The organism is Kitasatospora sp. NPDC001261, from assembly GCF_042896795.1.
In the GTDB taxonomy this organism is placed as follows: Bacteria; Actinomycetota; Actinomycetes; order Streptomycetales; family Streptomycetaceae; genus Kitasatospora.
The window spans coordinates 128830-143974 of the sequence record NZ_JBIAXP010000024.1; the positions used below are offsets into that span (position 1 = coordinate 128830).

At 73.5% G+C, this 15145-nt stretch carries 15 protein-coding genes; 10 read left to right on the forward strand and 5 right to left on the reverse strand.

The window, feature by feature from the left end; translation table 11 throughout:
* Positions 1-51: 51 nt before the first annotated feature.
* Both ACFY4B_RS29560 and ACFY4B_RS29565 read right to left on the reverse strand, forming a co-directional pair.
* Positions 52-561, reverse strand: coding sequence for a thiamine pyrophosphate-binding protein (locus ACFY4B_RS29560; protein ID WP_380739518.1), 510 nt, complete (start codon positions 559-561; stop codon positions 52-54).
* A gap of 9 nt (positions 562-570) precedes the next feature.
* Positions 571-876, reverse strand: coding sequence for a hypothetical protein (locus ACFY4B_RS29565; protein WP_375877040.1), 306 nt, complete (start codon positions 874-876; stop codon positions 571-573).
* A 513-nt stretch (positions 877-1389) separates the two neighbouring features.
* Here ACFY4B_RS29565 and ACFY4B_RS29570 point away from each other — a divergent pair.
* From ACFY4B_RS29570 to ACFY4B_RS29600, 7 genes are all read left to right on the forward strand, one after another.
* Positions 1390-2556 (forward strand): type III PLP-dependent enzyme, encoded by a 1167-nt coding sequence (locus tag ACFY4B_RS29570; protein ID WP_387973002.1) that lies wholly within the window; start codon positions 1390-1392, stop codon positions 2554-2556.
* Entirely contained in the window at positions 2553-3680 is a 1128-nt protein-coding gene (locus tag ACFY4B_RS29575; RefSeq protein WP_387973005.1) for a hypothetical protein, read from the forward strand. Before ACFY4B_RS29570 ends, ACFY4B_RS29575 begins: the two co-directional genes overlap by 4 nt.
* Complete coding sequence (locus tag ACFY4B_RS29580; RefSeq protein WP_387973008.1) at positions 3677-4522, forward strand: hypothetical protein; 846 nt, start codon at positions 3677-3679, stop codon at positions 4520-4522. The genes ACFY4B_RS29575 and ACFY4B_RS29580 overlap by 4 nt, the downstream gene beginning before the upstream one ends.
* Before the next feature lie 10 nt (positions 4523-4532).
* Positions 4533-5633: a Gfo/Idh/MocA family protein gene (locus tag ACFY4B_RS29585; protein ID WP_387973011.1), complete on the forward strand. Its 1101-nt coding sequence runs from the start codon at positions 4533-4535 to the stop codon at positions 5631-5633.
* Between the two features lie 4 nt (positions 5634-5637).
* Complete coding sequence (locus tag ACFY4B_RS29590) at positions 5638-7524, forward strand: amino acid adenylation domain-containing protein (RefSeq protein WP_387973014.1); 1887 nt, start codon at positions 5638-5640, stop codon at positions 7522-7524.
* Between the two features lie 73 nt (positions 7525-7597).
* Positions 7598-8797 carry a cytochrome P450 gene (locus ACFY4B_RS29595; protein ID WP_387973016.1) on the forward strand — a complete coding sequence of 400 codons (1200 nt, stop codon included), beginning with the start codon at positions 7598-7600 and terminating at the stop codon, positions 8795-8797.
* Between the two features lie 30 nt (positions 8798-8827).
* Complete coding sequence (locus ACFY4B_RS29600; RefSeq protein ID WP_387973019.1) at positions 8828-9607, forward strand: hypothetical protein; 780 nt, start codon at positions 8828-8830, stop codon at positions 9605-9607.
* 144 nt (positions 9608-9751) lie between these two features.
* Here the strand turns inward: ACFY4B_RS29600 and ACFY4B_RS29605 are convergent, their stop codons facing one another.
* Positions 9752-10582, reverse strand: a complete 831-nt coding sequence (locus tag ACFY4B_RS29605; protein ID WP_387973022.1) for an SAM-dependent methyltransferase — start codon at positions 10580-10582, stop codon at positions 9752-9754.
* A gap of 315 nt (positions 10583-10897) precedes the next feature.
* On the opposite strand from ACFY4B_RS29605, the gene ACFY4B_RS29610 reads away from it, so the two are divergent.
* The 3 genes from ACFY4B_RS29610 to ACFY4B_RS29620 all read left to right on the forward strand — a co-directional run bounded on the left by ACFY4B_RS29610 (position 10898) and on the right by ACFY4B_RS29620 (position 12879).
* Positions 10898-11461 (forward strand): RNA polymerase sigma factor, encoded by a 564-nt coding sequence (locus ACFY4B_RS29610; RefSeq protein WP_147409059.1) that lies wholly within the window; start codon positions 10898-10900, stop codon positions 11459-11461.
* The gene (locus ACFY4B_RS29615) at positions 11458-12156 is read left to right on the forward strand and encodes a hypothetical protein (RefSeq protein WP_241853123.1); all 699 of its coding nucleotides are present in this window, start codon (positions 11458-11460) and stop codon (positions 12154-12156) included. The genes ACFY4B_RS29610 and ACFY4B_RS29615 overlap by 4 nt, the downstream gene beginning before the upstream one ends.
* A 150-nt stretch (positions 12157-12306) precedes the next feature.
* A complete protein-coding gene (locus ACFY4B_RS29620) occupies positions 12307-12879 on the forward strand; it encodes a MarR family winged helix-turn-helix transcriptional regulator (protein WP_375877031.1) in 573 nt (190 codons plus the stop codon).
* A gap of 3 nt (positions 12880-12882) precedes the next feature.
* Here ACFY4B_RS29620 and ACFY4B_RS29625 read toward each other — a convergent pair whose 3' ends face one another.
* Positions 12883-13617: a gamma-glutamyl-gamma-aminobutyrate hydrolase family protein gene (locus ACFY4B_RS29625; RefSeq protein ID WP_387973027.1), complete on the reverse strand. Its 735-nt coding sequence runs from the start codon at positions 13615-13617 to the stop codon at positions 12883-12885.
* A complete protein-coding gene (locus ACFY4B_RS29630) occupies positions 13614-15101 on the reverse strand; it encodes an aldehyde dehydrogenase (protein WP_117486938.1) in 1488 nt (495 codons plus the stop codon). The genes ACFY4B_RS29625 and ACFY4B_RS29630 overlap by 4 nt, the downstream gene beginning before the upstream one ends.
* Between the last annotated feature and the right edge of the window lie 44 nt (positions 15102-15145).

Here is a 15145-nt window from a genome sequence, read left to right on the forward strand (position 1 = left end):
CCGAGTCCGCGGGGAGCCTGGCGTACAGGGCTTCGAGGAATTCGGCGGTTTCTATGGCGCACCCCTCAGTTCCGCCGTCATCCCGGCGTTCGCCACGAGTGCCACGCTCCGCTGCCCGGTGTCGAGCGTGGCATAGGCCTTGCGGAGGCATTCCGCCAACTCCGCGCAGGAATGGACGTCCGCGGTCACCAGGGAGAGCATCGCCGTGTGCCGGTGCATCGTCTCCTCGTGCGGAATTCCCCACCAGTTCGGTTCGCCGAAGGCTCCGCGCCGGGAGATCAGCAGCGCGGTGTGCAGCCGGTGGCTCATGGTCAGGCGGGCCAGGGTCTCGCAGGCCCGGCGCAGCCCCGAGTTCTCCATCACGACCAGCGGACGGGCGCCGGCCAGTCGGGCGCCGGCCGCCAGGCCGACCGCCGTGGCCTCGTCGTTGACCTGCACGTACCGGATCTCACGCCGTGCCGACGCCTCCCGGCACAGCGGTGCCAGGAGCGAGTCGGGCACCGCGTAGACGATCTCCACACCCGCCTCGACGAGCGCCTCGTACGCCGCGACAGCCGACATGGGGCAGCCTCACCTGGTGGTGGCCAGCAACTCGACGATGATGTTCGAGTAGTGGCTGTCCCCGATGTTCCGCAGCAGGTGCGGCTGTCCGGCCTCGTGGTAGACGGCGTCGCCGAGCTTGTCCTCCCCGACGTAGCCGGTGCCGTCCTTGTGCACGGTCTCCGCCCGGCCGCTCTCGGTGGCGACGTAGACGTAGTCGCAGGGGTGCTGGTGGATGATCGTCTCCTCCCCCGGGTCCAGCTCCAGGACCCACACCCTGACGCGGTCGTCGGAGTAGACGAGTTTGGTACCGACCTGCTCGATGTGCTCCTGCATGTGCGTACCCCGATCTGTCCCGTGAGCCGCTGCTGGTGGCGTGTTTCGCGTGACCGAGAATCTGCGGGTATCGAACGTCGTCAGACCACGGCCGATGCCGAGACTCTAGAGGCGCGCCCAACGGACAGCAACGGGCCACTATCACCCCAACTCTTAATGAGCCAACCTGAGTTGGGCCAACCCGCGCACGGCGCGGCGCCCCGGGAGACGGATCCGCCGACCCGCCGGACCGACGCCTGACCAGCCGTCTCCCGGCGTCCACCGACCGGCCGGGGAAACCGGAACCCCGTCACCCGGAAGTGGCATGACATGACCGAAAGCAGCCACCGGGCTCCAGGGGGCCTTGTCCTCCCCGGCCCGGCGGGGTCTCCTGAAGCCCGTCAGAAGGTGCGCCCGCACGACTCATGAGGAGCCCTCGGTTCTATGGACGTCGAGGTCGGGGAAACGACGACGAGAACGGCGTTACCGGAAACCCGGTGGGAGACACCGGCCTACCTCTACGACCTGGCCGCCGTGAGCGACGCCCATCGCCGGCTGGTGGGCTCACTGCCCGGCCCGGCCACCCTGCTCTACTCCCTCAAGGCCAACCCGCACCCCGCCGTCCTCGGCCGGCTGGCGGCGCTCGGCTGCCACGCCGAGGTCAGCTCGCCCGGCGAACTGCGCGCCGCCCTCCAGGCCGGCTTCCCGGCCGACGGGGCGCTCTACACCGGCCCCGGCAAACGCGACGAGGACGTGGCCGGGGCCCTCGCGGCGGGCGTCCGGCAGTTCTCCGTCGACTCCCCGCACGCCCTGGACCAGCTCGACCGGCTGGGCCGCGCCGCGGGCACGCGGGTGCGCGCGCTGCTGCGGGTCAACCCGCCCGTCCCCCCGGCCGGGGCCGGTCTCGCGATGACCGGCGGCCCCTCCCAGTTCGGCGCCGACCTGGCCTGGGTGCTGGAGCGGCCCGAGCTCTTCGCGGACCGGGAGCACGCGGAACTAGCCGGCCTGCACCTCTACATGGGCAGCAACCTGACCCGGGTGGACGCGCTGCTCGCGGTGTTCCGCTACGGGCTCGACGTCGTGCGGCGGATCGAGACGGCGCTCGACCGCCGGCTCCCCGTGATCGACCTCGGCGGAGGCTTCGGCGCACCGTACGCCGTCCCCGGCGAACTGCCGCGGTTCGACGCGCTCAGGAGCCGGCTCGACGCCCTGCTCGAGGAGGGGCTCTCCGGCTGGCCGGACGGGGAGCGGCGGGTCGTCTTCGAGTCGGGCCGCTACCTGACGGCGGGCTGCGGCCGGCTGCTGACCAGGGTGCTGGACGTCAAGCGCTCGCAGGGGCGGCGCGTCGTCGTCCTGGACACCGGCGTCAACCACCTGGGCGGGATGTCGGGGCTCCGCAAGGAGGACCGGATCGAGCCGCGGTTCCAGTGCGGTGACGATCCCCACACGTCCGCCGTCCCCGACGGGACCATCGTCGCCGGTCCGCTCTGCCACCCGCTGGACGTCTGGACCAGGGACGCGCGCCTTCCGGACGTGGCCGTCGGAGACCTGCTGACGGTGCCGAACGTCGGCGCCTACGGCCTGCACGCGGGGCTGGCCCTGTTCCACTGCCACCCCATGCCGCTGGAGGTGGTGCTCGACGGGGAACGGGAGGTCGCCCGCGGCAGGTACGTCCTGGGCCGCGAGCGGAGCCCGCGGTGATCCGCGCCGTCCCCGGCCACCACCTCGTACACCCCGACCACCACCTCGTGATCCCCGACCCGGGCTCCGACGTCACGACCCGCATCGAGGCCCCCGCCACGGGCGCGTTCACCATCGTCATGCGCGACGACACCTCCTACTGCGTACGGACCCTGGGCCGCGCACCGGCCGGGGGCGGCACCGTGTCGCCGGGCGGCTCGGCTCCCGCCGTCGCGGAGGCCTACCGCGCCTTCCAGCGGGACCTGAGGGACGCGCTGCGCACGGTAGTGCCACGGCCGGGCGGCCTCCGGTTCCACCTGGTCGACGCGCACCGGCTCGAACTGGCGGTCCGCCGCCGGGTCACCGGCGGGCCGCCGGTGAGCCTCGATCCGCTCCTCGACCGGGCGGTCCGGCCGCTGCGGGTGTCCCGGGGCTTCCTGCTCGGCGGCCGTCGGCAGGTCGGGCTGGTGCCGCGGCCCGGCGCCGCCCCCATCCGCGACCAGATCGCCTCGCTGCCACCGGACCCGGCCGGGCGGGGCTACACCCTCATCGAGGACGACATCGCCACCGGCGGGACCGTCGCCGCCGTCATCCGCCTGTTCCAGGACGCGGGACGGCGGGTCCGGCACGTCATCCCCGGTATCCGGCTGGGCGGTTCGGCACATTCCCCCATCCTGGGCGCCGCCGTCGACCCCGTGCTCCACTACCGGACCGCCGCCACCGGGCCGGACGGGCCCGCCCTGGAACTGCTCGACCCGCGGAACTTCCTGCTCGGCCTCTCGGGGCTCGTCGTCCGGCTGCCGGACGGAACGTGGGGCCGCACACCGTACTGGCTCCCCTTCGTCCGGACCTCGGCCCGGCTCGGCAGCCCCGCCGGGGCCGACCGGGAGTTCGCCGTCCTCATGCTGGAGGCCAACGCGCGCTTCTTCGCCCGCGTCTACCAGCTGCTGCGGCGCACCCTCCGGGTGGCCGACCTGCACCCCGACGCGCGCCGGCCGCTGTTGTCGCTGGGGATGGCGGAGCCGGGCGAGCCGGTCCGGTCCGTCCTGCGCAAACTCCAGGCAGGGATGGAGAGTTGGTCCGAATTGATCGCGGAGGTCGAGGATCGGGGCACGGACGTGCCGGCCGGATCGGCCGCCCGGTGACCGGGCCCGGCCACGAGCCCTTCGCCGTGGTGCTCCTCGACGTCAACGGCACCCTGGTGCCCTCGGTCCCCAGCGGCCCTCCGGACGCCCTCGCCCTGCAGCGCTTCCGGCGACTGGTGCGGCACCTGACCTCCGCGGGCGTCGCCGTGGGCCTCTGCTCGGACTCGCCGCTCCGGCAACTGCGGGAGTTCGGCACCCGGATCGGCCTGGGCACGGCGCCCGGGTTCCCGGTGATCGCCGAGAACGGCAACGTGATCGCGGTCGACGGGACCGTGCGCGTCACCACCCCGTTCCCGGCGCTGCGGAGCCTGCGCGCCGAGGTGGCGGAGGCGGCCGCCGCCCACGGACTGACCCGGGTCGGCGACGCGGTGGCCCCCGAGTTCGGGGGCCGGCCGCCGACCGGCCGCACCTGGGCCTTCGGGGCGAACCGCCTGGCGTCCGCCAGCGTCTTCGGGCCCCCGGACTTCGTCCACGACGTACGGCACCGGCTGACCGGCTGGAGCGCCGGGAGCCGCGTCGCCGTCTCCGTCGAGCTCGGTCCGGGCGGCTCGTACGCCGGGATCCACCCCTATCCGCGCACGGAGTCCGGAAAGCGCGTGGCCCTGGCCGGACTGGCCGCGCGCGACCCGAGGAGCACCCTCCTCGTCGGGAACTCGCCCGCCGACTGGGTCCCCGGGGTGCCGGGCGTCAGGTGCGCGTTCGTGGCGGACCCCGCCGTGCCCCGGCACGTACGGGACGCGGCCTGGTACGTCTCGCCGGCGGCCGACCTGGAGGGGGTCGTCGACGTCCTGGGGCACGTGCTCCGACGACAGCCGCCGGCACCAGGACCAGCCCGTTTCTGAGGAGGCCGATATGGTACGTGTCCGTGTGGGGGTCGTGGGCTGCGGGATGATCGCGCAGCTGGTGCACCTCCCGTATCTGGCGGCGCTGCGCGACCGCTTCGACATCGTGGCGCTCTGCGACCGGTCCTACGACCTGGCCCGGTCGGTGGCCGAGCGCTTCCACGTCCCGAACGCCTACGCGGCCGTCGAGGACATGCTGGCGAAGACACCCGAACTGGACGCGGTCCTCGTCCTCACCACCGACCACCGGGAACCGGTGCTCACCGCCCTGGAGCACGGCAAGCACGTGTTCACCGAGAAGCCCCTCGGCCACACGATCGCGGAGACCGAGGAGGTGATCGCCGCCGCCGACCGCACCGGCTCCAAGGTCATGGTGGGCTACATGAAGCGGTACGACAGCGGCGTCCGGCGGGGCCTGGAGGAGATCGCGCGGATCACCCGGCCCGTCATGGCGAGGATCCACATCGTGGTGGGCCCCGAGTACGGGAACTGGATCATCCCCGAGCTGTCCCGGATCACCCGCTCCGGCGAACCCGACGGGGCGGCGGGGCCGGACGAGCGGCGCGGCCGGGTCGCCCGGGAGTTCGGCGCCGCCTCGCCCGAAGCGCTGGAGGCGTACATGGACATGTTCGGGGTGTGGAGCCACGACGTGAACGTCTACCGGGCCGCCTTCCCCGCGCCGCCGGCCTCCATCAAGGCGCACTGCTCGCCGGACGGCACGACGCTCACCGCCTCGCTCCTGTACTCCGACGGGTTCCAGTGCGTCTTCCAGGGCTCGTCCACCTCGGTCCGCCGGTTCGAGGAGAGCCTCACCGTCTGGGGCGAGGACCGCACGGTGATGCTGGACATCTCCAACCCCTTCCTGCCCAACGCGCCGTCGACCGTACGGATCTGGCGTGACGAGGCACCGGCGGGGCCGGGCGCCGGCAGGGGGGCGGCCGTGGAGGAGACCGTCACGGGGTCCTACGAGGAGGCGTTCAAGGCCCAGCTCGCGCACTTCCACGAGTGCGTCGGCGCGCCGGGAGCGCAGCCCCTCACCAACGCGCACGAGGCGCTCCTGGACACCCGCCTGATGATCGACATCGTCCGGGCAGCAACGGAACGGCCGTAGCGCCGTGAGCGGTTCCCCGCACGACCTCGACGGAGCACGGGCCGACGCCGGAGCACGGGCCGACGCCGGGACCCGGGCCGACGCCGGGGCGCGCCTCCACCGGCTGTTCGCCGAACAGGTGGCGCGCACACCGGAGGCGCCGGCCCTGCTCTGGCAGGGCCGGTGGATCTCCTACCGCCGGCTCCTCGACAGGTCCCACCAGCTCGCCCGGTTCCTGCTCGCCCGCGGGACCGGCGCGGGGGACCGCGTCGGGATCTGCGTGGAGCGGGGGCCGCACCTGATCAGCGCGCTGTTCGGCGTCCTCCGGGCCGGCGCCGCCTACGTCCCGCTCGACCCCGACTACCCCGTCGAACGGTTGCGGTACGTCCTGGAGCACAGCGGCGCCACCACCCTGCTGACGCGGAAGGACCTCACCCCGCTCTTCGCCGACTACCGGGGCCGGATCGTCGACCTCGACGACGTCCGGACCCACCTCGACACGCTGCCCACCGAACCACCGGCCGGCTCCACTTCAGCCGGCTCCGGAGCGGACCCCGCCTACGTCATCTACAGCTCCGGCTCCACCGGCAGGCCCAAAGGCGTCCTGGTCGGTCACCGCTCGCTCGCGAACCACAGCTCCGCGGTGAACCGTCACTTCCGGTTCGGGCCGGGCGACCGGGTCCTGCAATGCCGGCCCCTCGGCTTCGACGCCGCCGCCGAGGAGATCTTCCCGCCGCTCCTGCACGGCGCCGCCCTGGTCCTCGACGGCGACCCGCTCCGGCAGACGTACCGCGCCCTCACCCGGCAGGTGATCGACACCGGGACCACCTTCCTCAGTGTCCCCACCGCCTTCTGGCACGGCTGGGTGCGGGAGGAGGACTGCCTGGTCCGGCTGGCCGAGGAGTCGTCGCTCCGTCTGCTGGTCGTGGCGGGCGAGCAGGCGTCGCGCCAGGCCCTGCTGACCTGGCGGGAACGGGTCGGCGAGCGGATCCGCTGGTGCAACGTCTACGGCCCGACCGAGGCGACCATCACCTCGACCGTCTTCGAACCGGGGGCCGACTGGAGCCCGGACCGCTTCTCCTCCGTCCCCATCGGCCACCCCGTCGCGAACGTGCGGTGCCACATCCTCGACGAGTCCCTGGCCCCCGTCCCGGCGGGCACGGTGGGCGAGCTGTACCTGGGCGGCGCGGGCCTGGCCATCGGCTACCTCGACGCGCCGGCCCTGACCGCGGAGCGCTTCGTGGCGGACCCGTTCCCGGGAGCGCCGGGAGGCCGCCTCTACCGCACCGGGGACCTGGCACGGTCGGACGCCGACGGCTGCATCGAGTTCGTCGGCCGCCGGGACCACCAGGTGAAGATCCGCGGCTACCGGGTCGAGCCGGGCGAGATCGAGGCGGTGGCCGGCGAACACCCCGCCGTCCGGGCGTGCGCCGTGGTGCTGGACGACAGCGACCCGGACAACCCGACCCTGGGCCTTCACGCGGTCGTGAACGCGCACATGGCCCTGACGGAGCGGGAGTTGATCGGATTCCTCCGCCGGAGACTGCCGTGGTACATGGTTCCCCCCGGCGTCCGCTTCCTCCCGGAGCTGCCCCTGACACCGCACGGGAAGATCGACCGCGCCGCCCTCACCTCCCCCGCGGACACCGGCTCCGCCGACACCGGCGCCGCGTACACCGCTCCGCGCACTCCGGTCGAGGCCACGCTGGCGGCCATCTGGGAAGAGCTCCTCGACCGGCGCGACATCAGCGTGGACGCCGACTTCTTCCAACTCGGCGGCCACTCCCTGCTCGCCGCCGGCCTGATCACCCGGATCCGTGCGCGGCTGAACGTCAGCCTTCCGGTCCGCGTGCTGTTCGAGTCCCCGACCATCGAGGGGCTCGCCGCGGCCGTGTCGGACGCCCTGCTCTGACCGCGCTCCCGCCGACCGTTCACACCCCACTTCCACCTCCACCTCCCACCTCCACCGACATCCGGAGCCATGGATGACCATCGACCTGTCGGATCCGCTGCTCTACCAGACCTCGGATCCGGAGCCGGTGTGGGCGCGGCTGCGCGCCGAGCAGCCGGTGTACCGGAACGAGCGGGCCAACGGCGAGTTCTTCTGGGCGGTCATGACGCACCGCCTGTGCACGGACGTGCTGACGGACCCCCGGGTGTTCAGCTCCGAGAACGGCATGCGGCTGGACTCCGACCCGCGGGTGCTGGCCGCGGCGGCGGGCCGGATGCTCAACGTCACCGACCCTCCCCGGCACGACAGGATCCGCAAGGTCGTCAGCTCGGCGTTCACGCCCAGGACGGTCGACCGGCTGGAAGCCACCATGCGGCGGACGGCCGCGCGCGCCATCGAGGAGGCGGTGGCCGAGGGCGGCTGCGAGTTCACCCGCGTCGCGCAGACGCTGCCGGTCTCGGTCATCTGCGACCTGATGGGGGTCCCGGAGGCCGACTGGGAGTTCATGGTCGACCGGACCCGCTTCGCCTGGAGCTCCACCGCGCTCGACGCGGCGGAGGAGGCCAGGAAGGTCCAGGCCCACACCGAGATCCTCTGCTACTTCCAGGAACTGGCCGAGGAGCGGAGGAAGCAACCGCGGGACGACCTCCTGAGCGCCTTGGTGTGCGGCGCGATCGACGGGGTGCCGCTGACCGACCAGGAGGTCTTCTACAACTGCGACGCCCTGATATCCGGCGGGAACGAGACGACCCGGCACGCCACCGTGGGCGGGCTGCTGGCCCTCGCCCGCGACCCGGAGCAGTGGCGGATGCTCCGGGCGGACCCCGGCCTGATGCCCTCGGCGATCCAGGAGATCATCCGCTACACGTCCCCGGTCATGCACTCCCTCCGTACGGCCAGGGAGAACGTGGAACTCGGCGGGCGGCCCGTCCGCGCCGGCGACCACGTCGTGGCCTGGCTGCCGTCGGCCAACCGCGACGAGGAGGTCTTCGCCGACCCGGAGCGCTTCGACATCGAGCGCTCCCCCAACCGCCACCTGGGTTTCATCGTGGGCAACCACTACTGCATCGGCGCGGCGCTCGCCAGGCTCGAACTGACCGTGCTGTTCCAGGAACTCACCCGGCGGGTCCGGACGGTGGAGGTCACCGGGCCGGTCCGTCGCCTGCGCTCGAACCTCCTCTGGGGGTTCGACTCGCTCCCGGTGGCGTTCGTCCCGAGCCTCGACAACCACTAGCGGAAGCCGATCCGAGGAGGCCGGTCACCAGTGCCCCGTACCGTGCGAAGAGACGCTCTCCTCCCCGACGCCCGGCGCACGGTGGAGACGTACGAGCGGAACCACGACACCCGCTTCACCCACCTGCTGCGGTTCGACCCCCAGGTACTGGAGTCCCTGCACGCCCCGGGCGAACTGCCGGGCAGCGTACGGGTCGCCTCCGACCAGCACCCCGGCGTGGTCGAGCGGATGGCGGTGGTGACGGCGGTCGCCAACCTCCCCGAGCAGCAGGCAGCGCACCGCCGCCGCTACCTCCGCGCCCTGCTCGACATCTACGACATGCTGCCCGTCCGGGTGGCGGACGCCGCGTCCGTCCCGGGGGCGGTCGTCGTCGCGCCGGAACGCGAGGGGCGGATCCTGGCCGAACTGCTCGGTGTGCTGCCCCGCCACCAGGGCTGGACGCCGCAGGCCAAGCGCATGCCCGCGGCCGGCGGCCTGCTGGTCGGCGTCGACCACCGGCTTCCCGCCCGGAGCGACCGGCTGGTGGTCGTCGACGGCGTCGTGGCCAGCGGCGTGACCCTCATGGCGGTGATGCACCTGACGGCCCGGCCGGGCGCCGCCGTCGACGTCTTCACCTGCCACGCGACCGCCGAGGGAGCGCTCGCGCTGGCCCGGTACGCGGAGCGGCGGGAGGTCGCGTTGACGCTCCACGTCGGCCACCTGTCGGGCGTCCTCGACGAGAGGTTCTACTCGGTGGACCCGGAGGACCGGGCGACCCTCCTCCTGGGCGACATCGGCGACACCATCAGCCCGGTCGCCCCGGGGACATAGAGACGCCGGAGCGGTACGGCGGCGGCCGGGCCGCCGCCGTACCGCTCCTCCCCGACGGGCGGTCGCGCGGTGAGCGGGGCCGATTCGTCGTGACGGGCTTTCACACCGCGGGCGGCGGCCTGCCAGACTGGTGCCGGGGGCCGGTCAGGGGCGGACGGCCACGGCGGCGAGGCAGGACGCCTCGGCGTCGCTGACGTGCGGGGCGTCCGGTTCGGGGCGCCAGCGAGGGGTGGAGGTGATGCCGGGGGCGAGGATGTCCCAGCCGGTGAAGAACCGGGCGAACTCGTCGGCGGCCCGGGCGCGGACCGGGTTGCCGTTGTCGCGGTAGACCTGCTCGATGCGGGCCGCGTCCTGGGGGGCGTAGTCGGGGGTGAAGTGGCTGATCACCAGGGCGGAACCGCGGGTCGGCAGCGCGTTCCCGAGCGTCTCGGCGATCTCGTGGGCGCCCTCGGGGACGAAGTGGAGCAGGGCGACGAGGCTCAGGGCGATCGGCCGGGTGAAGTCGAGGACGCCGGTCGCGCGGACCGCGTCCAGGAGGGCGTCGGGGTCCCGGACGTCGGCCTGGACGTAGGCGGTCCGCCCTTCGGGGCTGCTGCGCAGGAGCGCCTGGGCGTGGGTGAGGACGATGGGGTCGTTGTCCGCGTAGACGATCCTGGCCCGCGGTTCGATGCCCTGGGCGATCTCGTGGAGGTTGGGCGAGGTCGGGATGCCGGTGCCGATGTCGAGGAACTGGGTCACGCCGCCGCGGGCGAGCGCGCGGGTGGCGCGGTGCATGAACGTCCGGTTGGCGCGGGCCGCCGACCGGGCCTGGGGGAAGACCGCGAGGGCGTGCCCGGCGGCCTCCCGGTCGGCGGGGAAGTTGGTCGTGCCGTCGAGGAAGTAGTCGTAGATCCGCGCCGAGTGCGGGCGGTGGATGGCGAGGTTGACCTCGGCGCCCGGCGGAGTGGCGATGTCGTCGTGCTGCTCTGCTGCCATGGTGCGTTGTCCCCCTGCGTCGGCGTCATGTCGTGCCCGCAGGCCGGCGCGCCACAACCCGTGGCGCAGCGTGGCGAACCCTTGCGCGGGCCATCGTTCAGCTCAACGTGACGATATCTGATCGCATGTGACTGATCACCATCTGACAAGTCATCACATGCCAGTTCATACAAACCTTTTTGGGATCCCCTTCACATCAGGCTTTTCAGGACGATTGGATGTCCGTACGGAGGACGGCCGTTCTCCACCTGACTCCACCGTTCCCGACCCCCGGGTCGGCCGAACGTCGTCCGCACGGGCGACGAGGAGGATCATTTGACCAGCGACGACGAGTGGGCAGCCGTGCGCCCCACTCATCGGCTGTCCTACCAGGCTTTCTGCGACAGCCGCGAAGAGACCTGGCGCGGAGTCGCCTGGGCCCGGTTGCACGACCAGGAACTCGTCGACCAGGCGGTCCGCAGCACCCGCCGGGAACTGGGGCAGGACTGGCTCGGCGCGCTGAGCCAGCCCGACATCGAGGCCCACGCCTGGATGATCGCCAAGCGGTGCATCGCCGACCGGGAGATGAGCGCCGGCCAGGCCCCGCCCAGCGCGGTCGTCCCGGACTGGATCGTCGCCATCCGAGGCGCCCAAGCCCTGGCCCGCGTCAGCCTGGAGAACCTCGACAACGACTACGAGGAGCTCTACAAGGCGATCCTGCGGCTGCCGGAGCGCCAGTACGACATGATCGTGCTCCGCTACATGCTGGACATCGACTACCCGACGATCGCCACCTACCTCGGCATCACCGAGACCAACGCCCGCACCACCACCAGCCACGGCCTGGCCAAGCTCCGCCGCCTCCTCGGCACCGACACCACCATGGGGGACATGCAGTGACACGGGGACACGACCGCCGGGCAGCCACCCCCCGGGACCGGTACGACGGGAACGGCGACGGACCCGACGGACCGGTCGAGCTGCCCGACGGCGTGTCCGGTCCCGACCTGCGCCGACTCGTCCGCGCCCGCGCCCCCCTGGGCGCCGAGCACCTCCAGGCCCGCCACGAACTCGACCTCGCCGCGACCCTGATCATCGCCCAGCCCGAGGCCGCCGACTCCCTGGAGGCCCTCACCAACAACCGGCGCCGCATCCACCCCGGCGGCGCGCTCGTCCTGGCCGCACTGCTCCACCTCGCCGGACACGACGACGGCTGCCAGTTCTGGCTTCAGTTCGCCGCCGGCGGCGGCAGCACGACCGCCGCCAGCTGCCTCTCCTTCCTGCACGCCGCCCGCGGCGAGTTCCGCGACGCCGACTACTGGCGCAACCAGGCCGACCAGCTCGCCGCCGAAGCCCGTAACCCGGCCGCGCCGCCCGCGCCCTGGCCCGGCCGGCCGCTCCCCCCCGCCGTGTGGGCCGACACCCTCGCCGCCTGCCACGACGGCCTGACCCTGCGCCTGCCACCGCGCGTGGCCGCCGTCGTCCACCAGCTGCCCGTCGCCACCGACGACGAGGACCACGGCGAGATCCCCCAGCCCTCCCCCACCCTCGTGGACGACCTCGCCCACGCCTCCGCCCCCGCCGCTCGCGCCTGAGCCCCGCCCCGCCGCCCCGCCCGGGCGGTCGCGCCGCGGGTGGGCGGATCCGGCCATCTAAGATGCCTGAGTCACTGGTACGGGCCCAGACCTCCGTGCCGGCGGCGCAGGCCATGTCCGAAGCGGTGACGGCGAGACGAGGGAGCACCGGTGCCCAGCCAGCGGTCCATCAACGAGGCGGAGCGGCTCGTCCAGGCGAAGCTCGGCGGCATTCCGATCCGCCGGGAGCGGATGGCCGCGGTGGCCAACATCTACCGGGCCGCCTCCGCCGTCCGGCAGCACCTGGAGAACTCCGTGCTGCGCGGCTCGGACCTGACCTGGACGGCCTTCGTGGTGCTCTGGGTGGTGTGGGTCTGGGGCGAGTCCGAGACCCGGCACGTCGCCGAGGAGGCGGGGATCTCCAAGGGGACGCTGACCGGGGTGTCCCGCACGCTGGAGTCGCGCGGGCTGCTGCGGCGCACCGACCACCCCACCGACGGACGGCTGGTGCTGCTCGCGCTCACCGAGGAGGGCGAGGAGTTCATGCGCGAGGTGTTCCCCGCGTTCAACGAGGAGGAGTCCTTCGTCACCGGCCGGCTGAGCGACGCGGAGTGCGTCGGCCTCGCCGACGGGCTGCGGCGCGTGGTGCTCCAGGTCGAGGAGTCGGGCGAGGAGCGGCGCCGCTCGCTGCTGAACGGCGAGGAGCCCGCCCCGCGCCGCAGCGGCCGGCGCGCCCGTCGGTAGGACTCAGTCGGCGGCCCGCACCAGGGCGTCGAAGAGGCGCTGCTGGGCCGGGTCCTCGTGGGCGGTGTCCTCGGGGTGCCACTGCACGGCGGCGAACCAGCCCTCGTAGTCGGGGAGTTCGACGGCCTCGACGGTCCCGTCGGCGGCCCGGGCGGTGACGGCCAGGCCCTCCCCGAGGCGGTCCACGTGCTGGTGGTGGTAGCAGGACACCCGGACCTCCCCGGCGCCGGTGATCCGGGCCAGCGCGGAGCCGGGCGCGAGCGGGACGGGGTGCCGCAGGTGGCGGTGGTCCCGTCCGGGGCCGCCCATGTCCTGGTGCAGGGTGCCGCCCAGCACCGTGTTGACCACCTGGAGTCCGCGGCAGACGGCCAGCAGCGGCAGTCCGCCCGCGAGGGCCCGCCGGGCGAGTTCCAGGTCGAACGCGTCCTGTTCCTCGTCCACGTCGTAGACGGCCTCGTGGGCGTCGGGCGCGCCGTAGCGGTGGGGTGCCAGGTCGCCGCCGCCGGGGAGCAGCAGCGCGTCGAAGCGGGAGAGCCGGGCGGCGACCTCCTCGGGGTCGGCGGTGCCGCCGGGCGCGTGCGGGTGCAGGGTGGCGGGCTCGCCGCCGGCCCGCCAGACGGCCTCGACCAGCGCGCGGGCGCTGACCTCCGCGACGTACCGCAGCGCGGAGGTGGTGGCGGCGAAGCGGGCGGGGACCGCGACGAGCGGGCGGCGGGCCGTGGGCGGGCGACGGGTCACAACTGGATCCAGGTGGTCTTGAGTTCGGTGTACTTCTCCAGCGCGTGGGCGGACTTGTCGCGTCCGTTGCCGGACTGCTTCATGCCGCCGAAGGGCACGGTGAGGTCGCCCTCCTCGTAGCAGTTGACCCAGACCGTACCGGCCCTGAGGGCTCGGGAGACCCGGTGGGCGGTGGACAGGTCGGAGGTCCACAGGCCGGCCGCGAGGCCGTACTCGGTGGCGTTGGCGAGGGCGACGGCCTCGTCGAGGTCGTCGAAGGCGAGGACGGAGAGCACCGGGCCGAAGACCTCCTCGCGGGCCAGCCGGCTGTCGGGGGCGACCCGGTCGAAGACGGTCGGTTCGAGGTAGGAGCCGCCGGTGCCGGTCAGGGTGCGCCCGCCGCCCGTGCGCAGGCGGGCGCCGTCGTCGAGGGCGGTGCGGACGTGGCCGAGCACCCGGTCGAGGTGGTGCTCGCCGACCAGGGCGCCCATCTCGGTGGCCGGGTCGAGGGGGTCGCCCACCCGCAGGGCGCGGGCGCGCGCCACGACGGCCTCGGTGACCTGCTCGGCGACGGAGCGGTGGACCAGCAGCCGGGAGGGCGCGGTGCACATCTCGCCCTGGTTGAAGAAGATGCCCCAGGCGGCGGTGGCCGCGGCCCGCTCCAGGTCGGGGGCGTCGGGCAGGACGATGTTGGGCGACTTGCCGCCCAGCTCCAGCCAGACCCGCTTGAGGTTGGAGTCGGCGGAGTAGCGCAGGAAGTGGCGGCCGACGGCGGTGGAGCCGGTGAAGGCGAGGACGTCCACGTCGGGGTGGAGGCCGAGGGCGCGGCCGGCCACCGGTCCGTCGCCGGCCACGACGTTGAGCACGCCCGGCGGCAGCCCGGCCGCGAGGCCGATCCGTCCGAGCAGCAGGGCGGACAGCGGGGAGTGCTCCGAGGGCTTGAGGACGACCGTGCAGCCGGCGGCCAGGGCCGGGGCGATCTTCCAGCCGGCCAGGGTGAGCGGGAAGTTCCACGGGACGACCGCGCCGACGACGCCGGCGGGCTCCCGGGTGACGAGGGCGAGGGCGTCGGGCGCGGTGTGCGGGGACTCGTCGGTGAGCTTGTCGGCGAGCCCGCCGTACCAGCGGAAGGTGGTGATGACGGCCCGCAGTTCGATGTCGTGGGCGTCGGTGACCGGTTTGCCCATCTCCAGGCTGATGGTGAGCGCCAGTTCGGTCCGCCGCTCCTCCAGGAGGTCGGCGAACCGCAGCAGGATCCGTCCGCGGTCGGCCGGGGAGAGCCGCGGCCAGGGGCCGTGGTCGAAGGCGCGGCGGGCGGCGGCGACGGCCGCGTCGACCTCGGCCGGGCCGGCGTCGGCGGCCTCGGCCAGCACCCGGCCGTCGCGGGGCGACACCACGGGGAACGCGCCGTCGCCGGGTTCGTCGGCGCCGTCGATCAGGTGCGTGACGGCCGGTTCCAGCGCCTCGGCCCGGCGCAGCCAGTCGTCGTGGGTGGCGAGGGTCATCGGGTCCTCCGGAGCACGTGGGTGCGGGGTGGGTGGCGCGCGCC

Excerpts from the sequence above, each read along its gene's own strand:
- ACFY4B_RS29560 (WP_380739518.1), bottom strand. The coding sequence starts at position 561 with ATGTCGGCTGTCGCGGCGTACGAGGCGCTCGTCGAGGCGGGTGTGGAG.
- ACFY4B_RS29565 (WP_375877040.1), bottom strand. The coding sequence starts at position 876 with ATGCAGGAGCACATCGAGCAGGTCGGTACCAAACTCGTCTACTCCGAC.
- ACFY4B_RS29585 (WP_387973011.1), top strand. The coding sequence starts at position 4,533 with ATGGTACGTGTCCGTGTGGGGGTCGTGGGCTGCGGGATGATCGCGCAG.
- ACFY4B_RS29595 (WP_387973016.1), top strand. The coding sequence starts at position 7,598 with ATGACCATCGACCTGTCGGATCCGCTGCTCTACCAGACCTCGGATCCG.
- ACFY4B_RS29605 (WP_387973022.1), bottom strand. The coding sequence starts at position 10,582 with ATGGCAGCAGAGCAGCACGACGACATCGCCACTCCGCCGGGCGCCGAG.
- ACFY4B_RS29630 (WP_117486938.1), bottom strand. The coding sequence starts at position 15,101 with ATGACCCTCGCCACCCACGACGACTGGCTGCGCCGGGCCGAGGCGCTG.